At 45.0% G+C, this 22,773-nt stretch carries 21 protein-coding genes; 9 read left to right on the top strand and 12 right to left on the bottom strand.

The window, feature by feature from the left end:
* The 3 genes from pgk to AC3OH0_RS01815 form a co-directional block, all read left to right on the top strand.
* On the top strand, nucleotides 1-842 hold an 842-nt coding region (gene pgk / locus AC3OH0_RS01825), incomplete at its 5' end, for a phosphoglycerate kinase (protein WP_498344539.1).
* Complete coding sequence (locus tag AC3OH0_RS01820) at nucleotides 836-1,876, top strand: type II glyceraldehyde-3-phosphate dehydrogenase (RefSeq protein ID WP_227410844.1); 1,041 nt, start codon at nucleotides 836-838, stop codon at nucleotides 1,874-1,876. The genes pgk and AC3OH0_RS01820, both read left to right, overlap by 7 nt.
* A 41-nt stretch (nucleotides 1,877-1,917) precedes the next feature.
* Nucleotides 1,918-2,340 carry a universal stress protein gene (locus AC3OH0_RS01815; RefSeq protein ID WP_193435991.1) on the top strand — a complete coding sequence of 141 codons (423 nt, stop codon included), beginning with the start codon at nucleotides 1,918-1,920 and terminating at the stop codon, nucleotides 2,338-2,340.
* A 1-nt stretch (nucleotide 2,341) separates the two neighbouring features.
* Here the strand turns inward: AC3OH0_RS01815 and AC3OH0_RS01810 are convergent, their stop codons facing one another.
* Nucleotides 2,342-3,862, bottom strand: a complete 1,521-nt coding sequence (locus AC3OH0_RS01810; protein WP_498344538.1) for a glycogen/starch/alpha-glucan phosphorylase — start codon at nucleotides 3,860-3,862, stop codon at nucleotides 2,342-2,344.
* A 72-nt stretch (nucleotides 3,863-3,934) separates the two neighbouring features.
* On the opposite strand from AC3OH0_RS01810, the gene AC3OH0_RS01805 reads away from it, so the two are divergent.
* Nucleotides 3,935-5,569, top strand: coding sequence for a M28 family peptidase (locus AC3OH0_RS01805; RefSeq protein WP_193435992.1), 1,635 nt, complete (start codon nucleotides 3,935-3,937; stop codon nucleotides 5,567-5,569).
* 18 nt (nucleotides 5,570-5,587) lie between these two features.
* The gene (gene pheT / locus AC3OH0_RS01800; RefSeq protein WP_498344537.1) at nucleotides 5,588-7,258 is read left to right on the top strand and encodes a phenylalanine--tRNA ligase subunit beta; all 1,671 of its coding nucleotides are present in this window, start codon (nucleotides 5,588-5,590) and stop codon (nucleotides 7,256-7,258) included.
* 56 nt (nucleotides 7,259-7,314) lie between these two features.
* Here the strand turns inward: pheT and AC3OH0_RS01795 are convergent, their stop codons facing one another.
* The 9 genes from AC3OH0_RS01795 to AC3OH0_RS01755 form a co-directional block, all read right to left on the bottom strand.
* On the bottom strand, nucleotides 7,315-8,475 hold the full coding sequence (locus AC3OH0_RS01795; protein ID WP_498344536.1) for a cation:proton antiporter: 1,161 nt from the start codon (nucleotides 8,473-8,475) through the stop codon (nucleotides 7,315-7,317).
* A gap of 169 nt (nucleotides 8,476-8,644) precedes the next feature.
* Nucleotides 8,645-9,592, bottom strand: a complete 948-nt coding sequence (locus AC3OH0_RS01790; RefSeq protein WP_498344535.1) for a radical SAM protein — start codon at nucleotides 9,590-9,592, stop codon at nucleotides 8,645-8,647.
* On the bottom strand, nucleotides 9,593-10,819 hold the full coding sequence (locus tag AC3OH0_RS01785) for an RsmB/NOP family class I SAM-dependent RNA methyltransferase (RefSeq protein WP_498344534.1): 1,227 nt from the start codon (nucleotides 10,817-10,819) through the stop codon (nucleotides 9,593-9,595).
* 18 nt (nucleotides 10,820-10,837) lie between these two features.
* Complete coding sequence (gene pheS / locus AC3OH0_RS01780) at nucleotides 10,838-12,382, bottom strand: phenylalanine--tRNA ligase subunit alpha (RefSeq protein WP_193435997.1); 1,545 nt, start codon at nucleotides 12,380-12,382, stop codon at nucleotides 10,838-10,840.
* A 45-nt stretch (nucleotides 12,383-12,427) separates the two neighbouring features.
* Complete coding sequence (locus AC3OH0_RS01775; RefSeq protein WP_193436954.1) at nucleotides 12,428-13,222, bottom strand: ABC transporter ATP-binding protein; 795 nt, start codon at nucleotides 13,220-13,222, stop codon at nucleotides 12,428-12,430.
* Nucleotides 13,223-13,224: 2 nt separating this feature from the next.
* Nucleotides 13,225-14,172: an ABC transporter ATP-binding protein gene (locus AC3OH0_RS01770; protein ID WP_193435998.1), complete on the bottom strand. Its 948-nt coding sequence runs from the start codon at nucleotides 14,170-14,172 to the stop codon at nucleotides 13,225-13,227.
* Nucleotides 14,163-15,113 carry an ABC transporter permease gene (locus AC3OH0_RS01765; protein WP_498344533.1) on the bottom strand — a complete coding sequence of 317 codons (951 nt, stop codon included), beginning with the start codon at nucleotides 15,111-15,113 and terminating at the stop codon, nucleotides 14,163-14,165. Before AC3OH0_RS01765 ends, AC3OH0_RS01770 begins: the two co-directional genes overlap by 10 nt.
* Nucleotides 15,114-16,142 (bottom strand): ABC transporter permease, encoded by a 1,029-nt coding sequence (locus tag AC3OH0_RS01760; RefSeq protein WP_498344532.1) that lies wholly within the window; start codon nucleotides 16,140-16,142, stop codon nucleotides 15,114-15,116.
* Between the two features lie 6 nt (nucleotides 16,143-16,148).
* A complete protein-coding gene (locus tag AC3OH0_RS01755; RefSeq protein WP_498344531.1) occupies nucleotides 16,149-17,762 on the bottom strand; it encodes an ABC transporter substrate-binding protein in 1,614 nt (537 codons plus the stop codon).
* Nucleotides 17,763-17,882: 120 nt separating this feature from the next.
* On the opposite strand from AC3OH0_RS01755, the gene AC3OH0_RS01750 reads away from it, so the two are divergent.
* Nucleotides 17,883-18,947, top strand: a complete 1,065-nt coding sequence (locus tag AC3OH0_RS01750; RefSeq protein WP_498344530.1) for an ornithine carbamoyltransferase — start codon at nucleotides 17,883-17,885, stop codon at nucleotides 18,945-18,947.
* 18 nt (nucleotides 18,948-18,965) lie between these two features.
* Here AC3OH0_RS01750 and AC3OH0_RS01745 read toward each other — a convergent pair whose 3' ends face one another.
* Nucleotides 18,966-19,343: a hypothetical protein gene (locus tag AC3OH0_RS01745; protein WP_498344529.1), complete on the bottom strand. Its 378-nt coding sequence runs from the start codon at nucleotides 19,341-19,343 to the stop codon at nucleotides 18,966-18,968.
* Between the two features lie 67 nt (nucleotides 19,344-19,410).
* On the opposite strand from AC3OH0_RS01745, the gene AC3OH0_RS01740 reads away from it, so the two are divergent.
* Nucleotides 19,411-20,352: a molybdopterin-dependent oxidoreductase gene (locus tag AC3OH0_RS01740; protein WP_498344528.1), complete on the top strand. Its 942-nt coding sequence runs from the start codon at nucleotides 19,411-19,413 to the stop codon at nucleotides 20,350-20,352.
* Between the two features lie 10 nt (nucleotides 20,353-20,362).
* Here the strand turns inward: AC3OH0_RS01740 and AC3OH0_RS01735 are convergent, their stop codons facing one another.
* Complete coding sequence (locus AC3OH0_RS01735; RefSeq protein WP_498344527.1) at nucleotides 20,363-21,316, bottom strand: triphosphoribosyl-dephospho-CoA synthase; 954 nt, start codon at nucleotides 21,314-21,316, stop codon at nucleotides 20,363-20,365.
* Between the two features lie 101 nt (nucleotides 21,317-21,417).
* Here AC3OH0_RS01735 and AC3OH0_RS01730 point away from each other — a divergent pair, with 101 nt between their 5' ends.
* Together AC3OH0_RS01730 and AC3OH0_RS01725 are read left to right on the top strand one after the other, a co-directional pair.
* A complete protein-coding gene (locus AC3OH0_RS01730; protein WP_498344526.1) occupies nucleotides 21,418-21,903 on the top strand; it encodes a ferritin in 486 nt (161 codons plus the stop codon).
* 11 nt (nucleotides 21,904-21,914) lie between these two features.
* On the top strand, nucleotides 21,915-22,773 hold an 859-nt coding region (locus AC3OH0_RS01725; RefSeq protein WP_498344525.1), incomplete at its 3' end, for an aminopeptidase.

The following is a 22,773-nucleotide window of genomic DNA, read 5'->3' as shown; positions in this document are numbered from 1 at the left end:
AGGCTGCCCCTGAGAAACAAGCTTTAACAATGCTCGTGAAAAAGCTTTCAAGCAACGTAGACGTCTACGTCAACGATGCCTTCGCAACCGCTCACAGAAGCCAGCCAAGCATAGTGGGTTTCCCGTTATCGCTTCCAAGCTGTATTGGACCGGTATTTGAGAAGGAAATCCAGGCAATTACCAGGATATTGAACTCGTTCGAATCTCCTCGTATATACGTGCTAGGAGGTTCAAAAGTCCGCGAGCTTCTCCGCGTTATTGAAAACTTGATGAGAAACAAGCTAGCGGATAGAATCTTGGCAACCGGGTTACTGGCTCACCTATTCTTAGTGGCTAAAGGAATCGACATTGGCGTTGAAAACATGAAGGTGTTGGAGGAGAAGGGGCTGCTACCTCTTATTCCAAGGGCACGCTACATTTTGATGAGGGGTGCACCTATCGAGACACCGATAGACTTCAAGGCTAAGGTAAACGGAGAGGTGAGGAACGTGTACGTTGGCGAAATACGTGGAGTGATTAGAGACATTGGCGAAAACACTGTCAAAATATATGGGGATTTACTGAAGGATGCTAAGGTAATAGTGATGAGAGGGCCGGCCGGGGTCATAGAAGAGGAGGAATTTAGAAAGGGGACGCTCAACCTACTGGAATCGGTCTATAGGAGCAACGCTTTCACTCTAATAGCAGGGGGACACCTGGGTTCAATGGTTGATGAGAGCAGGTTGAACAACAGGATCCATGTCTCCACCGGCGGGAACGCGCTACTACTGTTCCTCTCCGGCGAGGAATTACCTGCTTTGAAAGCGATGGAATTATCTTCGAAAATGTTCCTGGGATGGTAGAATTGATCAAGGTGGGATTAAACGGTTACGGTACCATAGGGAAAAGAGTCGCAGACGCTGTGCTGAAAAACTCAAGGTTCCAGCTTGTAGGAATAGTTAAGTACACCCCTGACTACTCTTCAAAGATGGCTTTCAAGAAAGGTATAAACATCTATGTCCCACCTGAGAAATGGCGTGATTTTGAATCACAAGGTGTAACGCCGAAAGGAACCATCCAGGAGTTCCTAGAGGAGTCTTCCATAATAATCGATGCCTCGCCTAGTGGTAAGGGGTTTGCGAATCTTTCACTATATAAAGCTGCTGGAAAACCAGCTATTTTTCAAGGAGGAGAGAAGCCGGAGGTAGCGGAGTTAAGTTTCAGCACTTACTGCAACTATGACGAGGCAGTCGGTAGGAAGTACCTTAGAGTGGTTAGTTGCAACACTACTGGATTGCTCAGGATTCTCTGCGTATTACACAAGGAATTCAACGTTAAACGTGCCAGAGTACTCGTGATCAGGAGAGGGGCGGATCCCAAGGAGGATGCTAGAGGACCCATTAACTCCATAAAACTTGAATCTGTAGAGGATGTTAGCCACCACGGGAAGGACGCAATGCTGGTCTTACCCAATGTTAAAATAATCAGCCAAGCGGTTGTAGTTCCAACAACTCTTATGCATGTACAATATTTAGATGTAGAGGTGGCTACACCTGTAATTAAGGAACAAGTTACCGAGGTTTTAAGCAGGTATGCCCGAATACTCCTGGTTGATCCCAAGAAAACCGGCTTGGACTCCACCAGCAAGTTGATCGAGGCCGCTAGAGACTTCCTGAGGAGTAGGAACGATATCTACGAAAACGTTGTCTTCGAGAATTCCATACTAGTCTCCGGTAACAGTATCTCACTGATCCAGGCTATTCATCAAGAATCAATAGTGGTTCCAGAAAACATGGATGCTCTATACGCTGTTGCCGGCGTCAAATTACCTTTGGAAAAAGTAGTTGAGGAAACAGATAAACTGCTGGGTATCGGGGGATTAAAAGATGTTTTTTAATAAGAGGATGATACATAATTATCTAGAGGTGTATTCTACAGTTGAATGGTGAAGAGCCCTCATATAGGATTAGTTTCATCTACAGGAAGATACTAGTCCCTGTTGATGGGAGCGAGGTAAGTCTTAAAGCACTGGAGCTGGCTATTGATTTAGCCAAGCATTATGGTTCAAAGATAACAGTGGTAACTGTTAAAAGCAAGGGAGAAACCCTCAGCCAAGACCCGCTGGCGAAGGCTAAGGCGAGAATAGCTAGAGAACCTATTAACGTTTCATATAAGACGCTCGAATATGATCCTAGCCTGGAAAGCGTCAGCTATCGGTTGATAAAAGAAATCGTTGAGGAAGGTTACGACCTAGTGATAATGGGAGCCAGGGGCAAAACGCTCTATGGCGAACTCCCCATTGGCAGCGTGGCACTATCTCTCGTAATAAACGCTCCTATTTCAGTCCTAGTGGTTAGGTAAACTACATTTTAATATAGTATTTTTTCAACGCTTCTCTAATGTCTACCTTGCCCGGGGCAGTCTTCAAGCTGTTGAAAGCTACTTCCCAATACTTTTCCGGATCCCTCTGGTAGAGTTCAATTATCCAGAGCAACTTGTTTCTGAACTCGTAGTAATCCTTCTCATCGATTTCCCTGGCCCTTTGATCAGTGTATATGTTTATGAAGTCTGAGGGTTCAATGCCGAAGAGCCAGCTGTTAACCCCGTCCTCAACAACCTCGAGAACGCCGCCATCTCTGCTGGAGAGAACCGGAACCCCGTTCACCATGGCTTTCATGTAGCTCGTACCGCAAGCCTCCCAGCCTGGGAAAGGCGTGAACAACAGTAAGTCTGATCCCTGAATTATTGTTCTCGCCTTCTCAATGTTGTAATCGGGTATATACGCCACGTTAGTAAGCTTTAAGTCCAGCTCTCTGAATTTCTTCAAGTAACCTATTCCGTCGGAGTCTCTTGGGTGGGGTTTACCAGCAATTATGAAGAACGCGTTAATATCAGGGTTTTCCTCTATAAATCTCGCGATAAAGTATGGACGCTTATACCTTGCCAGCCTCCTAGTCCATGCGATCACTATTCTTCCATCCATGTTGACGTTGCCTTTGAAGCTTTTAATTAGCGAAAAAGCTTCCTCCTTAGCGCTCTGTCTAACTCTCTTCAAAAGATCGATGCTAATAGTTGAACTGTTCACTGCTTCACGCAGAGCTGGATGCATCCACCTCCCTAGATGTATACCATTAGTGATTGAAACTATCTTTTCCTTGTACTTTGGAAAAATGGCGGCAGCAACCGCTTCCTGCTTCTTCGAAACAACTATACCCTTGTCTAGTTTGGAGAGGGAGAACTCTGTTAGATTAATATAGTCTCCTAGGAACACGCCGAATTCTCTAGCAATGAACTCTCCCGGGAAGCTCGGATGCCCCCATGGCCCGGGAGTGTGTATTATGATGCGCGAAATCCTTGATACCTCCAGCACGTTGAGAATGAGAGAGGCATAGCTCTCTTCTAAATCTATAACGCTCACCTTATCGAGTCCAACATAGTTTTTCAAATAGTATGCCGATGCCTTTGCCAATAAGGCATACTTGTAGAAGGTTTCCTCAATACTGTTTTCATAGTAAACCCTATCTGTAAGCCTTCTAGCCCAGAACGGGCATACCGCTTCGAATAAGACTGCCTTCGCTGTCTTATACTTGAATACCCATGGTCTAACAATGACATCTTCTCCACGTAATTGCACACTGAATTCTTTCTCTTGCGAGAGCTTTGAGATGAATTCCTGGTCTTGTTCCTCATGCTGAAGTACCGGCTCAACCCCTTTGAAGCTAATACTTGTGTATCCCTGGCGGTAGAAGAGGGAGAGAGCTAGGTAGTCAAGCCCCATGTCGCCCGCTCCCAGCAACTTGTCTCCTTCCAAAACACCTAGGCCGCCGGCGTATATTCTCCCGCCTTCAATGGCGATTTCAGGTGTTATGCTGACGATAACCATAAATCCCGACCTCGTGCTTGCCAAATTTAATATAATTGCGAACAATATTTAATGTGTAACGGAGGATAAGCCTTGATTCATGAACTAGTCTCGAAGTACATGGAGAACTTGCACGCGTCGATGGCGAGGGACCTCCTCAACATTATCACGAGATACCATAGGATTCAGGGTTCTAGGGAGTTAAACCTGGCGGTTGAGGAGTTAAAAGAAGTTCTAAGTGGGATGGGTCTTTCAACCAGGGTGCTGAAAATAGCTCCAGGCGGTACAAAAGGATTCATGGAAATCCCGGCGAGCTGGAATCTCAAAAACGCTTTCTTGGAAGTTAAAGTGGGAAACACTGTTATTGAGAAATTCCATTCTAAAGACTACCCTACACTCGTAGCCGCTCACTCGCCTCCTGGGGAGGGGTGTGGAGAATTATCCATATGTACGAATGAAAAGTGCGAGGGGGATGTTGTACTAGCTAAGGGATATGTCTATGATCTCTACAAGACCATTGATGCCAGGCTCATCCTGGTGTATGACCCGAAGAGGTTTAGAGATGCTGTCCCATACACCGGTCTTTTCATAAGTAGGGAGGAGGTTCTAGATAAGGTCGTGATGAACATACCCTATACCACAGCGCTTAGGCTTCAATCAATGCTTATTGAAAACCCTGCTAGAAAAATAACCGTATGCTGGAGGGTGGAGAGCGAATATAGCGGGGAGGGAATACTAGCATTAGTGGCTTGCAACACGGAGGAGCCAGCAGTATTGTATACAAGCCATATATGCCACCCAAAACCAGGCGCGCACGACAACGCCAGTGGTAGTGTTGCGAACGCGTTAATAGCTTTCGCAATTGCTAACTCGAGAAACGAGGCCTACATCCCCTCCTGTCATGCATGGGTTCCCGAGTACACGGGCACTATATTCTTGAAAAACGCTTTGAAAAACCCTCCCAAAGCTGTTATCAACTTAGACATGGTGGGGAGTAATCAAGGTGTTACAGGCTCAACCCTCAACATAGTAATGCCTCCCCTCATCATAGACTCGACAATAGCCCCGTACGCATACCTCGCTGTTAAATACGTCATGGACACTGCATCATCGTTCGGCGGGTTCAAACTCCCCGGGGTTCGCTACAGCATCACGCCGTACACTGCTGGAAGCGATCACGATGTGACAATTGGGTGGGGATGGGATAGTGTGATGTATAATGAGTGGCCTAGCAAATACTATCATACCAACATGGATGCTTTGTCAACCCTCTCTGTTACAAGCCTTATTCAAATTTCACTAGCATCGCTGGTGGCTGGAAGCTTGTACTATCAGAAGTTTAAGACAGACCAGGTGAGAGCAAGGTTCAAGGAATACCTTAAAGCATGGTATGGAATGGAGTCCTTGAAGACCGGGATAACCCCCACATTGATAAGTAGCTTGATAGATTCAGAAAGAATGCCAGTCCGGGACAAGGTAAACGAGCTTGAAACACCAATATCCCTGCGACTACTTTATAAGAAAATGGATAGGGACATGTTCCTACGTCTCAGAGAGATAAGAGGTGCCAACACCTATCTTTCACTATACGCCCCGCTCGGCTACAAGAACGGTGTTGAAAACTTAATGGAGTTGTTCAAGCAGGAAAACCTGATAGGTTGGACTAAGAACGAAGAAATCATTATTAACAACGCGTGGAGTATTATCAAGGATGAAATCTTAAAATAATACAGTAACGTGATAGAAATGCCAACGATAAGGGTAAGCATCAGGGATTTAGAGAGATTATTGGGCAAACAACTATCGGACGAGGATGTAAAGAAGTACTTGCCATTCCTCAAATGCGAGATTGAAATGCTGGAGAATGACTTGCTCGAGTACGAGGCAAATCATGACAGGCCCGACATATTCAGCGCGGAAGGATTGGCGAGAGGATTACGACCCTTCATGGGGCTAGCTTCAAAGGAGTTGCAGTTCAAACCATCCAGTGTTAAAGGATTCGCTGAGAACATACCTGAAAGACCCTATGTTGCCCTAGCAGTTGTAAGAGATCTTACCCTGGATGATGAAGCGGTAAGGCAAATAATGCAACTTCAGGAAAAGCTAGCCTCAACCTACGGTAGGGATCGAAGAAAGGCAAGCATAGGAGTCTACGACCTTGACAAGATAACTCCCCCTATTTACTATAAACTAGGTGACCCTGACAGTACGTTTTTCATACCTTTAGAAGCCTCAAGGGAAATAAGCTTGAGAAAAGCTCTGGAAGAGACTAAACAGGGGCAATTATATGGATATATCATAGCCGGCATGAGGAAATACCCGGTCCTAGCTGATTCTACCGGTCAAATACTAAGCCTTGCACCCATCGTTAATGGGGAAACCTCGAAAGTAGATGTTAGAACTAGAAACATATTGATAGACTCCACGAGCACTGATAAGGAAACGGCAATCAATTTAGTGACAATCATGGCTCTGAACATAGCGGAGAGGTCATCATCAGGAATTGTGGAGATAGTGGAAGTATCAACCCCCACCGGTGAAAAAATAGTTTCCCCCAAGACTGAGGCTCAAATACTGGTTTTAAACGTGGACGAGGTTAATGGGTTATTAGGGACACGGCTAGAAGCTGACGATATTGCTCAACTACTGAGAAAACACTACTACGAAATCATTCAGAATGATGGTAAAAAATTGAAAGTCAAAGTACCATTGTTCAGGCTGGATGTTAAATCATGGGTTGATGTTGCCGAAGACGTTTCTATTTCACTAGGATACCATGTATTAGGGGCCGAGGCTGACTCGTTGCCTCCGTCAACTCATCCAGGTAGGATTCACCCTATCGAAGCGTTTTCACGGAAAATAAGGGATATTTTAATCGGAATGGGTTACACGGAGGTATCCAACTACATTATGAGCAACGAGTTTACCCAATTAACAAGATTTGGCTTGAAAACCAACATGTACCTGGTTTCCAACCCCAAATCTGAAAGATTCACCGGATTGAGAGTTTGGCTGACACCTGGATTGCTAGATGCTGTCGTAGAGAACTCAAGCAAGCAATCAGTAATCAAAATCTTCGAGGTAGGAGACGTTATAATGCCGGGAGAAGGCGAAGGAGAACCTGTGGTGGAGAGAAGGCTTGGAGTAGCAATATCCCATGAGAAATCTACACTCACAGATGGCTTATCGCTAATAGCTTCTATTTTCGACCTTATTAATGCAGAATATAAGTTTCTTAGAGATAAAAATGAAGGGTTCCTGGAGGAGAGATTTACATCTATATATGTAAACGGGGAAAGGGTTGGTTTCGTAGGAGAAATACATCCCAAGATACTCTATGAGCTAGGCGTTGCCAATCCGGTAGTGGTGGCTGAGGTAAGTCTTTCCAAACTTATTAAGCTTATTCAACAATATTAATCTCGAGGATGAGGCTTGGAAGGGATGACCTTGTTAAAAGGGATGAATTCACGGGCCTAGCTGATTCTTCTTCTCCATAAACCAGTAGAAAACATCGCGAACAAACTCGTGGAGACGGAGACGACAAGTATTGAATTAACAAGCATTTCCGGCAACAACCCTAAACTCATCCCATGAACCACTAGAACCATTTCTAAACCACCTCTCCCACTCATACACAGCCCGGCTACAACCGCGTCTTCCCTGAATCGTTGATCACGTCTTATGAAAAAGAAGTAGGGTAGGAATTTACCTAGAACTGCGCCAGCAAATATGAGAATTATAAATGCTAAATTCACTCCTGGCCTAACTATTAGTGGGGAGACATATAAGAGGAACAATGGTATAAACACGGAGTCTATAAAGCTATCGAGCATTACGCTGAAATCTATTATTCTCGGCTTAAATCTGAGAAGAGGATCCTTTATTGCTGCGCCAATCGAAATAAGGAGGCCCGCTAAATAAGCTGCGATGAGCCCGCTTCCCTTAAACACCAGGGATAAAGCGACCATGCCGGTTAAAACAGTGATCGTTATGTCGACAAAAGATTCATGCGATTTAGACATTTTAATGAAGAATCTTGCAAACCTTTCTCTAAACTTTCCAACCTGCATAATTATCGCCAACATGGTGATGGAGATGAATAATGAGAGGATGAAATCCAACCCTCCAGCTCCTTTTAACAGGTTAAAATATGCTGTTGCGATGAATAGCACGATAATATCGTCTATGAAGCTCGCGGAAACCAGTAGGTTCTTCAACTGTGTTCCAAGCTTCTCAAGAGCAAGTGCCGTAGTCTCTGTCGCAGTGTTAGAGAATAGAATAGCGATCAATAAGGCTGTTTCCAAGGGAAAATCCAGGTAGAGGAGTGTAGACGTAACAATCATGAAAGTGGTAAATACCGCGGAAAGAGACATTACTAATGCTTTTTTAAAGTTCTCCAAGACCTCCGTGAAATCGCTGGTTAAACCAGCATGAAATACTATTAGTATTGAAGAAATCTCCGCAACTAGGCTTAGATCTTCATGATTAACCAAGCCATGGAAGAACATCGCGGTTATCAGGGAGCCCAGTATATATCCGGGAAGCTCCCCTAAATCCTTCATCTTAAAATAAATCCCTAAAAGCTTTGAGAAAAGCCAGCCAACGTAGATGTAAAAGACAATCATAGCCGCCATTAAAGAACCGACCCCTTAACCTTATTTTCCCAAACGGGAATTACTGAATAAGGGTTTCCAGTCATGCGCTTGGAAGACCTCCACATTATTTTACTAGCCTCTTTGAGCATTTCTCTCGTAGCATTAATCCTGAAATTTTTAGCGAGGGGTTCTAAAGATTTTTCCACGACTAGATCACGCCGCGATAGTATACTTCTTTTTCCCAAGCGGTTTTCACAGCTTTCTTCATAGTTACAAGGTTTTCCGCTGAGATCACTCCATTATCGCCGTAAATACTTCTCAACTCCCTGAAACTTAAGGGTTTTCTCAAAATATGGTTATACACGAGTCTAATCAAGCCGTGCTTTTGGATGCCTGGTTCGAAGTTAACGCTACCGTAACAGACAACCGGCTTAATCCCATTCTCCTCCAGTATTTCAGCATATTCACTTATCAACCTGGGGTTGACTGAGTGTATCTTCTCGCTTACAAAACGGTTAATGGTTTTCAAATAAACTCTTTCTGCGCCAACCCTCCGCGCCTGCTTTGCGATCTCCCTCAAGGACTCGGTTGAAGGTGTTAAAGATCCTGCAAACTTAAAAACGGTGATTTCAAGCCCCAGCTTCCCCGGGTATTTCCTGTTAAACTCTGACAGTATTTCAAGAAAAGTTGTAATGGACACCGCAGGTTCCCATCCAAACTCGAGCCTTATCTCAGAGGCCCATTCAAATGGGATTACAAATTCGTCAACGTCTTCAAATAGCCCTGAAGAATAATACTGGGGTAGGAGAAGACCTGAAGTATGGATAATTACTTTATCAGCTTGGCTTTCCGCTCTCACAGCCTTGACCGCTTCAGATATTCGGCGATTCAATAATGGGTCTCCAAAACCCCATACATATACCTTTCTAGCCAGCGTACCAATGTACTCGTATAGCTCTTTTAACTCTTCAACAATCTTACCAAGGTTTACCTCTTGCTCTTTCGCTGTCCTGGTTCTATCCACCGTTTTACCCAGGGGGCACCACGAACAGTCAAGAGGGCATTTTTTGGGCGGTAAAAGTATGTCCAGCCCCAGGGTTAACCCGAAACATCTACTGGGGTGAACACCGTAAGCATAGTCTATACTTAGCTTCAATCACCTAACACCTCTGAGAACGCTGATGAAAAACCCTTGTCCCTCTACTTTATGGGGATAGATTCGAAAGGTTTTATAAGAGACATCATACCCGGGATATGCTGGATCTATGTAGTCGCCGACTAGATCTTGAAGCACAGCGCGTGCTTCCTTATAAATCCTCTGCACAATCATTTCTCCTTCAATAGGGAGTATGCTACAGGTTGTGTAAACGATGTTTTCACCTTGTTTAATAACATTTTTCATCAATTCATACTGGATAAGGGCATATCTTCGTACATGTTCCCTTGAGAGTCTCAATTTAACGCTTGGATCACCATAGACTGCGCCGGAGCCTGAGCAAGGGGCGTCGAGTACTATGGTTGAAAATCTATTTTTGTATGCGAGAATCCTGGAGTCACCGTTGATCAATAGAATTCTTCCTTGGTTAACATACGTTTTCAAGATTTCCACGGCATACAACAATCTCTTACTAGAGTAGTCCACTGCAATAGCTCTCAATGATGCATTCTTTGATAATATATGAAATAGTTTAACACCAGGTGCCGAACATGAGTCGAGGAGAGGGGAAGCCACATATTTCATCACGCTCTCAACTAGAACATAAGAACTTAAATCCTCAGGTATCAACAACCCTTTCTTGAAACATTTAGAACCCCCTATCGGGTAGAACGGATCCGTAATCCTCAAGAAATCCTCGAACTTAGGGTGGCGCTGAAACCTCACACCCTCATTCTCCAAGCATTCCAGCGCCTCCTCCAATGTAGCGTTCACAGTGTTGACGCGGGCCCATCTCTTTTTCTCGTTCAGGTTTCGGAGGGTTTTCTCAACCTCGCTCACAGGGAGATGTTTTAGAAGCTCTTTCACAACCCATAACGGATAACTATACTTCTTTGCAAGTCTCTCTTCAATAGGCATCTCTTGAGTAATTTCATCCATCAACTCCAAATAGGTTTCGAAGTTGTAGTTAAGCTTTTCAAGCAGGTTAACAATGGCTTTTACACCCTCACCTAACCCTTTTTTCTCAGCCAGGTATTTCAAACCATAGTAGTTTACAATAGTTTGGTAAGCATGAATATAGGCTGATCTTTTCTCGCGCTTGTCTAGTTTAATCCTTCGCATAGTGGTTCTAACCGCTTCATCGAAACCAACAGGCTTGTTCAATATAGTCCTCAACAACGAGGTTAGGAAGAGCCGGATCTTATAAGGCTCCCGATCATTCCTCATTTAAACGGGTTCACCATCTCATTGAGGATATTCCGCAACTCCAACGTTCCTCCCACTGGTCTTTGAAAACTTGTAAGGTAGGCCGAGGTACTTCATGTTCTTTAAAGCCTCTATGTCCGTTGTAAACAGTAATCTTATGTCATCGATTCCCAAAACCTGCATGGCAAGCCTGTCAACACCAATACCCCATGCAACCGCTTTAACTCCAGGAGCTCCGAGAATTTCCATAACCTCGGGCCTGAACACTCCGCCCGGGAAAACCTCAACCCATCCAAGCTTAGGATGCCTTATATATCCTTCAACGCTCGGCTCGGTAAAGGGGAAGTAGCCTGGTTTAAACCACACCTCTTTTATCCCAAGGGCTGCAGCGAGTTCCTTGAAGAAGTAGAGCAAGTGTTTAAAGTTCACGTTTTTCCCAACAATAATCCCGTCAAGCTGGTAGAACTCCATACTGTGCTTGGCATCCAGATTCTCGGGGCGGAAAACCCTGTCGATCGTGAAAACCCTGTACTCGCCCTCTCCTCTCTCGAAAATGGCTCTAGCAGATACTGCTGTTGTTTGACTACGCAAGACAAGCCTCATCGCTCTCTCAGGACTCCACTTATACCCCCATCCTTTCTCGTGAACCCTCCTAGCCCTCTCCATAAGCTGGCTGGAAATAGAAGCTCTGGCATCGCTTTTAACGAAGAAAGTATCGTGTATCTCCCTGGCAGGGTGGTCCTGAGCCTGGTAAAGCACGTCGAAATTCCAAAACTCTGCTTCAACATGAGGGCCTTTAACCTCCTCGAAACCTAAGGAAACCATTATATCCCTTAAATCATCTATAAACTCCATGAATGGGTGCTTCCTCACGCTCGGGAGCCTTGGAACAGGGATTGAAAGATCGAATTCTTTAACCACATACTTGTCTAGTTCAAGTGCCATTGATGGTTTCACGACGGTTACTATTTCCTTCTCCTTGATCAAACCCTTACTAGCCAATTCTTGCAGTAAGGGTGTTGGACTTATTCTTAAAACCCTCTTCTCAACAATCTCCACCATTTTTCTCTTTCTTAAATCCGCCAATTCCTCTTCGGAAACCTTAACCTCTCTATCAATGCTACGCAATACTTCTTCGACATGTTTTGCGGAGGCCAGGAGTTGTTGGCAGATTAACGGGTCTCCCAAGATCAGTGAGCCTTCCAATATTTTACCACACTTTGCTTTCACAATGTACTGTATCCCTATAGAGATTTCATCACGGTCTAACCCGGTTTTCTCGGATAAGCAGTTCGTTAATGCTTCAATCCTCTTATCAACGCATTCATTATAATAGGATAGAACGATTTTCTCAGGCAACCCTTTCTCCATGTAGAGTTTCCCGATTCTAGTAATCTTTAACTTCTTCTCCACCTCTCTGTGAATAACTATCAAGCCCTTATTGCTCAACTCCGTTATATCCCTCATTATATCCTCAGGCTTCACTCCAAGGTGTTGAGACACTTTTTCTAAATCATATATCCCATTGAGGACTAAGCTCACGATCCTGTTTTGCCTAGCCGTTAAATATACTTCGCCCAGCATCATCCTCAGCCAGCTAATACCTCTATTAACTTAATGATTTAAAACTTATATTGAAGCCCTGTAGCTCGAAATCAGCAACCGGGTGTACTCGTGTGAGGGTTGGGATAGTACCATCCTTGTTTCCCCCTCCTCTACTATTCTCCCCCTGTAAAGAATGATCACCCTGTCAGCCAAGTACTGAGCCACTGCAAGGTCGTGAGTAACCGTTAGCATTGCTAACTCAAGCTTCTTCTGAATATGGTTCAATAAATTTATAACCTGGGCCTGTATCGAGACATCGAGCGCTGATGTCGGCTCATCCAGGATGAGAATCTCGGGGTCATGCACTATCGCTCTAGCTATCAAAACCCTTTGCATCATCCCCCCACTAAGCTGCATCGGGTAGTATTCAAGAATTCTTTCATGCAGTTGAACAAGCCTGAGGGCTTCGACAATTCTCTCCCGTTTCTCCGACTCTGTTAGATTGCTTCTCTCCAGCGGCTCCATCATCACTGTCTCAACCTTAACCCTGGGATTCAGCGACTTATACGGGTCCTGAGGTACATACCCTATTTGCCTGGTAATTTTCCTCCGCTCCTTAACAGGTAAATCGTATATGCTTTTACCTAAAACGTATACTTTTCCCTCGAACGGGGGTAGAATGCCCAGAATGGTTTTCAAAAGGGTTGTTTTGCCCGAACCGCTCTCACCTATTATAACCACTTTCTCACCATCAATTACGTTTAAGTTCACGTTGAAGACAACGGGTTGTTTTATTTTAAATAAAGACCTCCACCCCTTGGGGATAGTGTAATATCCTAGGGTAACGTTTTCTAGCCTAACAATCGCTGACGCCGACATCTTCAAACATACCTCCAGCATTCAACAATTCTTTCATGAACCTCCTTGGGCGGAGGATGGGAATAATAGCATTTTTCAAATTTCTTTGGACATCTATCTAGAAACAGGCATCCCTTAACCTCTACATCTGGGGGAGGAGGTTCTCCTCCGTAAGTTTTCAAAGGCTTTAACACGCCGAGAATTGGAACTGCGTCGACAAGCATCTCGGTATAAGGGTGAAGCGGTTCTGTAAGTATCTTCCCGGACGTGCCAAGCTCTAGTATTCTCCCCGAATACATGATGGCTATCTTGTCGCAGATCTTTCCAGCTGATAATAAGTCGTGGGTGATGAATATGAGGGTTAGCTTAATAGTGTCTCTGAGACGGGTGAGAAGCCTGATTAATCCAAGCCTTAAATGAGCATCCAGGGCTGATGTTGGCTCATCGGCAACAATTATCTTAGCGCCTGTGGAAAGCGCTAAGGCTATTGCCGTCCTCTGCTGCATACCCCCGCTTAGCTCGTGAGGATAGTAATCCAAGACCTTACCGGGATCTAGATCTACCATTTGGAGATACTTTGCCGCCTCTTCTAGCGCTTTCTTACGACCCCATCCATATACGCTGTTTAAAACGTAGTAGAACTGTTCCTCAACGGTTAAATACGGGTTTAAACTAGAGCCCGGGTTTTGGGGAACGTAGGATACTATGCGACCTCTCACGCCCGTGTAATCCCTTCTATTCCCCTCTATCACGGTTTTCCCGAAAATCCGTAGAACGCCGTCGGTCACCGAGTACGGTGGGAGGATGCCCACGATGGCGTTTCCTGTAGTGGATTTCCCACATCCGCTCTCACCTACGAGGCAAAATATCTCCGCAACCTCTACCTTGAATGAAACTCCTTTTACCGCCCAAACTACCTCCTCATCCTCATACCCGATCTTCAAATCCTCAGCTTCCACCGCTAGAACCATAGCCTCCACCTTCTCCTCAACTTAGGGTCTACTTCTTCCCTAAGGCTATCTCCAATAAGGCTGAACCCTAAAGCTGTTATCAATATGAATATACCCGGGAAAACACTAATCCAAGGGGATATTGACAAGTATTGAATGCCCTCCTGCATTATAACCCCCCATTCGGGTGAGTCGGGGGGCAGTCCAAGCCCTAGGAAGTTTATCGCTGATGCTTCGAGCAGAACACTCCCCAGATCCGTTACCGCCTGGACTAGGACGGGGGGTGAAGCATTCCTTACAACATGCCTGAAAATTATCTTCAAACCTGAAACTCCTGAGAGCTTTGCGAGAAGAACATAGTCCATTTCAACAATGCTTCTAGAATATATGTAGGTTACCCGTCCATACCAGGACCACCATGTTATGATTAAGGCTAATACTACGGTGAATAATCCGGAGCCGAGGATCAGCCTTAGCGCTAGGGCTATTACGATGGCGGGTATGCTCATAAATAGTTCAATTAAATAGTTAATCACAGTTTCAACCAATCCTTTATAGTAGGCAGCAATAACCCCCATGAACAATCCAATTAATAGGCTGGAAGAAACCACGAGGAAAATCTGGATTAACGCAGACCTGGCCCCGAAGACAACTCTTGAAAATATGTCTCGCCCTCTAGTATCGGTGCCGAACAAGTGATCCTGTGAAGGGGGGAGCCTGATCTTTTGCAACGCATCCTCCGGGACATAGCCCAGTCCGTCGCGAGGATAAGGAGCTATTAGGGGAGCTAAAACACCGATCAAAATGATAAACGAGGAAATGAGTAATCCTATTTTAAACCTGTTACTTTTACTCCAAGCTTTAAAGATTAATGCTACGAACCCTGTCCTGATTTGAAGCGCTCTCTTAGCATTTTTCACGGCAGCAGAGATGTCGAGTTTATCATTGCTAGTGCTCGTCATCTACAGTCTCACCCTTGGATCAATTAATGCTTGAATAACATCCGCCAATGTATTGATTACAAGGTAGAACACTGTGACAACTATTAGTAAACCAATTGCGAGTTTAAAGTCACTATAGTTTAACGCGTCGACCAGGAGCCTGCCCAGCCCTTCTCTACCAAACACTGCGTACTCTACAACCATCGCATCTATTAGGCTGTAGGCAAAGGCTAGACCGGAGACCTGAACCAAAGGGGGAATACTGGCTCTGAAAGCATATCTCCAAATAATCCGCCGTTTCCTCACCCCCCACGCTACAGCCGCTCTCACAAAATCCTCTGTGAGAGACTCAGCCATCAGAGCTCTAGACAGCCTAATCGACAAGCCTAAGGGATATACTCCAACTATAAGTGCTGGAGGAATGAGCTTGATTAAGACATCAATGAAGATTATTATATTCCCTTGCAAGAGACTATCAAGCAAGTAAAACCCTGTAATCGGCTGAAAACCTGTTTCCAAAGCCAGCCTCGTATCTATCCTCCCGTATACAGGGTGCCCGCTTGACACTAGTAGTAGGAAGACTATAGCGGCAAGCCAGAACGCGGGAGTATTAGCCATTACCGTGCCAAAAGTCTGTAGTAAATCATCGATTAATTCATCCCTGTGGAGAGCCGAGTAAACTCCTAGAAATATGCCTATAGGTAGAATTATCACGTAGGAGCAGAAAAGGAGCTCAAGCGTTGCGGCAAGATTTGAGTAGAGGATAGTGAAAACTGGTTGCTTGTAAGCAATACTAGTTCCCAGGTTTCCTGTGAAAACCTTAATTATGAAGTCGAAAACCTGTATGTGCAGTGGCTTATCAAGACCTAGCTCCCTTCTGGCTGCTTCGATGGCAAGGGTAGCGTTAACACCTCTCGGGTTCCCAGCCCACTTCGTCGCCGGGTCTCCAGGCGAGAAAATGATGACCAAGTATGAGAAAACAACCACGCCTACTAAAACAAGTATGCTCCAAAAAAGCCTCTTCACAATATAGTTAAGGCTGACCGGCATTTCCGGCTAGCCCACCTTCACGTATTGGAAGAATATTACATACATATACAGCGGGTTCATGGCTTCCCTGGGGATTTCTATTTTCGGATTATAAATGAACGGCTTCACCTCATCCCAAAGATTGATAGCTACCGCCTCATCGAATAGTATTTCCTGTGCTTGATAGTATTTATCCATAGCGGCTTGGTAATCCTCACCCTCCAGCTCCCAAGCCTCATCTATTAGCTCATCGAAAACAGGGTTCTCATAGCCCGCATAATTCCACTCTTTCGACTCGCTGTGAAACATCGGGTATAGGTAGTCGTAGGGGCTTGGAATAGTTGGCCACCAGTCGGCAATTACCAAATGAGGAGTGTTATCAGGGTTCTCCCAAACACCTTTAGCAATGTCCTTCAAAGCGGTCCACGGCTGAGGGTTTAATACAACTTCAATGCCCAGCTGGAGAAGCCTTGACTTCAACGTCTCAGCCAGAATCCTGTTCTCCTCGTAATCAACCTGGTATAGAAACTCAATGGTAACAGGGGTTTCAACACCGGAGAGGCTCAAGTACTCTCTAGCTAGAGATAGGTTGTAACGGTAGGTTAGATTGTCCGCGTGGCCCGGGAAGTAGTGTGGGACCACACCGCTACCTTTAAGTGCGAAACCCTTCATGCATAACTGAACCAGTTCGTCTAGGTCTATCGCGTGTGCCACCGCGAGCCTGAACTCTGTTATGTTCGTTGGATACCTCTTAGTGTTGAAGAATAGTATGTAGTTGTGATAGGTTGTGAGATTGTAGTTTTTGTACCCTTTACTTAGCAATTGACCAACATAATCCCTGGGCACGCTTGAAACTATGTCTACCTCGCCCGAGGTTAACCCGTTGTACTGCGACTGGGGTTCGGTGAGAATTTTAATAATCACGTAATCAGGGGCGTGAGGATTGTTCACTAATTTCCAACCCCACCATTCCTCGAATTTTTTAAGCCTGACTTCCTTATCCGGCTTGTAATCCTCAATCATGTATGGCCCGGTGCCTGCGGAATGCCCCTGGTTGAACCACTGCTCTATTTTCCCATCAAGAATATCACTGGCTCCAGCTTTCTCAATAACGGAGGGGGAGAATATGTATGCTGCATATGAGGCTGAGGCTATGAAATCTAGCCTTGCCGGGTAATCTAGGATGAATTTAACCGTGTAGGCATCCAGTATTTCGATGCTTGAAACCATATCCCAGATATATCCCATTCCACGCCCCGTTGACCTATACACGTCTCTTGCTCTTTCAATACTGATTTTAACAGCAGTAGCATTGAAAATAGTGCCATCGTGAAACACTACTCCTTCTCTTAGCTTAAAAACCCATTCCGTCCCATCTTCATTACTTGTCCAGTTGACTGCTAAGGCAGGTTTAAATTCATCACTCCTGGGGTCGTAATAAAGGAGGGGCTCATATACTGATCCCAATACGACTAATCCAGTGTCGTCTTCCACGCTGGGGTCTATCCCCGTAATCCTGTCGTTATAGGCGTAGACCACAACTTTCCTAGTAGTCTCAGGACGTTGAAGAGAAAACCATGCTAGAGATCCGGTCGCAATCAAAACCACAATAATTCCCACTATTAACAATCTCCTACTCAATTCCAACCCACCACATGGTTAACTAGAAACAACTAGCTTTTAAATTGTTTTAAGCTTTGAGTGTTTAACCATGTTTTTAAATACGTCCCCGGTAGATAATTACAATTGCTGGTGAAGTAAATGCCTGCGTTGCGACACCTTGTCAGAGAACTAAGCGGTAAAGACCTCATCTCAACCCTTGACTGGACAGATGAGCAGATAGAGATAGCCTTGAACCTTGCGAAAGAGTTCAAGGAAATAGCACATTACTACGGAGTAGAGCATATTCCGAAAATACTCGCTAGTAAAGTATTCTACATGCTATTCTTCGCCGGCTCGACAAGAACGAGGGCAGCATTTGAGTCCGGAATGGCCTTCCTGGGCGGTCATGCAGCATTCATTGATGCTACAACGACGAGAATGGCTTTTGGGAAACAGGAGAAGGCTGGCGAAGCTATTAAGGACGTTGCCGCGATGTACGATGTGTACGGGCATGGGCTAGGAATAAGGATCTTAGACAAGGCTATCGACTACCTGTACGGTGTAGGAAACGCCTATATAAGGGAGATGGCCCAGGCAGCTAACATCCCTGTCATCAACATGGCTGACGACATGTTCCATCCCACTCAGGGTTTAGCCGACATCTACACGTTCAAGGAAAGGTTCGTGAACCCGCAGGGCAAGAAATACGTGATAATGTGGGCTTACAGCCCAGAGATCAGGGGATGGTGCAGCGTACAGGAGGACATGATCCTCTTCCCGAGGTTTGGAGTAGACGTTGTTATTGCAAGGCCGCCGGGATTCGACCTGGATCCGAAGCTGGTTGAAAAAGCCAGGGAACTGGCTAAGGAGCACGGGGGAAGCCTGGAGATAACGGATAACTTGCAGGAGGCTGTGAAAGGGGCTCACGCCGTATTCCCGAGAAACTGGGCCTCACCAACCCTTGTCCAGGTCGGCTACAGCAAGTTTAAGGATGAGGAGCTGAAGATTTACGAGAAGTATCGGAACTGGAAGGTTACAAAGGAGTTAATGGATTTAATGGACAAGAAAGGAGTATTAATGCATGTATTACCAATCTTCAGGGGCTATGAAGCCGATGACGATGTGATTGACGATCCGAAGAAATCGGTGATTTACGAGCAGGCTGAGAACGGTTTATGGACGAAGATGGCAGTGTTAGCGTTAACAATGTATGGAGTTAAATGATTTTTCAATTCTTCTTTTTTATTTTCCTAAATACTCCTTCATATCTACTTCCTTTCCATTTTTAACAAACCTTATACGTAGGTCAGGCCTTATATCTAATCCAATGCTATGAGCAATGCTTAGTAAAGTTAAGCCATCTAATTCGCTCACAACACCTTGTTTAATAGCCCGGTACAATTCCTTAACTAGTAAATCATATATTTCAGGATACTTTATCTTGATCTTCTCCATTATCTCCTCCGCTCTCTCATCTGAAAGCTTACTCTGCACCACCTTCTCAGGGTCTTCTCTCACAGACTCTTTCGCCGAGACAGAGTTTTCATTCTTATTTGCAAGTTTAGACAAATACTTCTTATACAGCTTCATTCTCAACTCCACCGGTAAATCTTCGCTCATGGCTCCTACCCCTTGTTTTTATAAAATATATTTATGAAACACCTTATAACTACTTGAAGGGTTTCACATGAAGTGCTACTTTATCGAGGAGAAAAGCATCAGGATCAAAGGAGTCAAGTACGTGGTTGATTGTGTCGTTGAGGAAAAACGGTATGAGGATGTTAAAGAGATACAAGACATGGTTAATGCTGTTTTCTATGCAGTCTTCGATGTGAAAAACCCCTTCAAGCTGGTCTTCGACTCAAACGAGCCTATCGGGAGCAGCCATTTACTGTACAGGTTTAGGTACATGTTAGATAACGGACGATTCATTGGCGTCAGGGTTGTAACCAAGAACAACGCTGTTAGAAGAGTATTGTTTACGGTTCCCGAAGAGCCCGATAAATTAAACCTCAATATCGGCCTTGCCAACGAGCAACCTGTTCTCACGGAGTATAATGATCCTAGTAGTAAAGAGCAACCTCCTGGTCAGGTGTTCATTCCTAATTTCGTTATATACAATATCCTTGGAATACCTAAATTTAATGTTGAAGAATGGCGGCTGGAGGTAACAGGCCTGGTTGAAAACCCGGTGACCCTTGACCTCGAAGGGTTGTACAGATTGGGTTTAGCCGAATATTCAATCGATTTTCACTGCGTTACAGGCTGGAGCGTTGGAAACGTTAGAATGAAAGGTGTCCCCTTTGAGCGAATCCTGAGCCTGGTTAAACCAATGGAAGGTGTTAAATGGATCTACACGGAAGGGATGGACGGGTATACCACAATATTCCCCTTTGAAGAGGTTTTGAAACCAAACGTTTTCCTAGCTTTAGAGATGAATGGTCGACCCCTCGAATTTCTCCACGGGTATCCGGTAAGACTCATAGTACCCCATCTCTATGGATGGAAGAGCGCTAAGTGGTTGAGAAAGATAGTTTTCACGGATAAATATGTTAACGGATACTGGGAGTCCTTTGGATACCATCCCAGGGGGAGGGTTTTCGAGGAGGAAAGGTTTAAGGATTATTGAAAACGTTTCATCAAGGATTAAGATTGAGGTAATACTTGTTCCTGGCTAAAGAGTCTATGGTGTACAGCGCAATCGTCGATGCAATTATATCCGCTACCGAGGCTGGATTAACCCTTATCCTCCTAATCTCCGTGTCCAAAGATGTTATAAGGCTTAACCATTCCGACTGAGGAGCTACGAGGAGTTTTATTATATACACGCTCGCCAAATCCCTAACCCTGGAAGCTACTTCAAAACCATGTTCTCTTACAATCACGGTATCGTGTTCCCTGCTTAACAAGTGCACGTACGTCTCAACCACTGCGCGGTTCCAGTTTTTATGGGCGTTAAACCTTTCAGCCAGGAATCTCAGCTCGTTAACACTCCTTGGCAATCCATTAACCAACTCATGAGATACTATATCATGCGAAGCACTGAACTCTAAAACATCCTTCAACCTCTGCTTCTTAGACCTCAGCTTCTTCTTGTAATCATGATCCCATACGTTGACGAATTCTCCTGTTTCATCAGTAGGCTTGATATAGCTGGGTCTAGCCTCCCTTACAGCCCTGTAGAATTCCACAGAGTCCTCGACAGAGGTTGCTGATAAAACCTCGCGGATCATTCTTAAAAAACAGTTGAGGTTTTCCTCTTCTTTTCTCAAACACAAGCCTATGGCAACACTTAGAGGTGCTATCAGCAGGCTTGAACCTAAGCATGTATTTGTCGAACCCGATTTCCGCATGGAATCTGCTACAATACCGTAGACCAAGTCACCGAAGACTACATCACCCCAGCCCTTAATACCTCTCCTCACGCCCTTCTCCAAGTACTTTGTAGCTACAATACTTGTAACTATGAATGCCTCATACGGTAGCCCCGGGAGGTCATGTATCCTATCAACATTGCCGGGTTTAGGATAGCCTGAGGCTTCCAGCGCGAACGCCAGGGACAGTGCTTCAGCATACTCCACGGGATCTGGCAAACTAACCCCCATCTTAAATAAGCCAGTCCAGAAATAAAAAGAAGGCTTTGGCGCGTGCAGTTTATTAACAACGCGTTAAATCTTTATAACATGGTGATAGCATGAATGAGGAAGTCCTAAAAGCTTTGAACAAGCAGCTGAATCAAGAGCTCCAGAACGCATATCTATACCTCTCCATGGCTGCATTCTTCGATAAGAAATCTCTTGCAGGGTTCTCACACTACTTTAAAGTACAGGCTAAAGAGGAATTAGAGCATGCCATGAGGTTTTACGAGTACATAATTGATAGAGGAGGCGTGATAGAGCTTTACGATATCTCAGCACCTTCAAAGAAGTGGGGTAGCATAATGGAAGCCGTCCAGGAATTCTACGATGCTGAGGTAAGAAACACTGGGAGGATATGGGAGCTGGTCGACCTTGTCAGGAAGCATGAAGACAAAGCTACCGAGGCCTTTCTCCAATGGTTCATAAACGAGCAGGTTGAAGAAGAGAAGAATGCAAGCGATCTATTGGCAAAGGTGAAACTAGTAGGAGACAACATAGCCGGAATCCTCGCGCTGGACAGGATGCTCGCGGAGAGAAAGTAGCGGTGGGGACATTGGTAGACCCTAGGATAAGCAAGCAGGCTGAAATCATAGTTGATTACTCACTAAATCTCAAACCCGGAGAAGAAGTTGTTGTAAACGCCTCAGTGGAAGCTATCCCGTTAGTGAGGGAGCTTGTTAGAAAAATAGTTGAAAAGGAAGCATACCCTCTTTTAATAAGGCTGGATGAGGAATCGATAACTGAAACGTTCTACAAATTCGCGCCTCAACGCGTGCTAACACACGTAAGCGTCATTGAGAAGGAAATAGTTGAGAAAGCCAATGCCTCAGTAAGCATTATCTCGCCTTCACACACCAAGCCGCTTGTAAACATAGATCCCGAGAAATTAAAGGCAAGGGCTCAGGCTAGAAGAGAGCTGAACAAGATCTTCCTGGAGAGAAGCGCTAAAGGGGAGCTGAAATGGGTGGTCACAATCTATCCAACAAAGGCTCTTGCACAGGAAGCTGGAATGAGCATCTCAGAGTACGAGGACTTTGTCTTCCACGCGCTATACGCTGACAGCGAGAACCCTGTGGCCGAGTGGGTGAGGATTGGACAGGAGCTTTCCAAAGTGGCTGAATTCCTGAACAAGGTTAGAGAGTTAAGGTTTGAAGGACCAGGGATTAATCTCTTGCTTAGCGTTGAAGGAAGGAAATGGATCGCCGATGAGGGGAAGAACAACATGCCTGGCGGGGAGGTTTTCACCGGGCCTGTAGAAGAATCTGTGGAAGGAGTGGTAGAATTCGATTATCCAGCAATATGGAGAGGAGTGGAGGTTGAGGGGGTCAGGCTGGTGTTTAAAAACGGCAGAGTCGTGGAAGCTTCCGCGAGGCGTGGCGAAGAATTCTTGAAGAGGATGATAAGCACGGATG

Source organism: Thermosphaera sp. (assembly GCF_059755995.1).
Note: the sequence above shows the minus strand (reverse complement) of the source record. Positions and strands in the feature narration are given on the sequence as shown.

Bases quoted from the DNA above. Each gene is read 5' to 3' on its own strand.
- AC3OH0_RS01820 (WP_227410844.1), top strand. From the start codon at position 836: ATGGTAGAATTGATCAAGGTGGGATTAAACGGTTACGGTACCATAGGG.
- AC3OH0_RS01810 (WP_498344538.1), bottom strand. From the start codon at position 3,862: ATGGTTATCGTCAGCATAACACCTGAAATCGCCATTGAAGGCGGGAGA.
- pheT (WP_498344537.1), top strand. From the start codon at position 5,588: ATGCCAACGATAAGGGTAAGCATCAGGGATTTAGAGAGATTATTGGGC.
- AC3OH0_RS01795 (WP_498344536.1), bottom strand. From the start codon at position 8,475: ATGGCGGCTATGATTGTCTTTTACATCTACGTTGGCTGGCTTTTCTCA.
- AC3OH0_RS01785 (WP_498344534.1), bottom strand. From the start codon at position 10,819: ATGAGGAATGATCGGGAGCCTTATAAGATCCGGCTCTTCCTAACCTCG.
- pheS (WP_193435997.1), bottom strand. From the start codon at position 12,382: ATGCTGGGCGAAGTATATTTAACGGCTAGGCAAAACAGGATCGTGAGC.
- AC3OH0_RS01775 (WP_193436954.1), bottom strand. From the start codon at position 13,222: ATGTCGGCGTCAGCGATTGTTAGGCTAGAAAACGTTACCCTAGGATAT.
- AC3OH0_RS01770 (WP_193435998.1), bottom strand. From the start codon at position 14,172: ATGGTTCTAGCGGTGGAAGCTGAGGATTTGAAGATCGGGTATGAGGAT.
- AC3OH0_RS01765 (WP_498344533.1), bottom strand. From the start codon at position 15,113: ATGACGAGCACTAGCAATGATAAACTCGACATCTCTGCTGCCGTGAAA.
- AC3OH0_RS01760 (WP_498344532.1), bottom strand. From the start codon at position 16,142: ATGCCGGTCAGCCTTAACTATATTGTGAAGAGGCTTTTTTGGAGCATA.
- AC3OH0_RS01750 (WP_498344530.1), top strand. From the start codon at position 17,883: ATGCCTGCGTTGCGACACCTTGTCAGAGAACTAAGCGGTAAAGACCTC.
- AC3OH0_RS01745 (WP_498344529.1), bottom strand. From the start codon at position 19,343: ATGAGCGAAGATTTACCGGTGGAGTTGAGAATGAAGCTGTATAAGAAG.
- AC3OH0_RS01740 (WP_498344528.1), top strand. From the start codon at position 19,411: ATGAAGTGCTACTTTATCGAGGAGAAAAGCATCAGGATCAAAGGAGTC.
- AC3OH0_RS01730 (WP_498344526.1), top strand. From the start codon at position 21,418: ATGAATGAGGAAGTCCTAAAAGCTTTGAACAAGCAGCTGAATCAAGAG.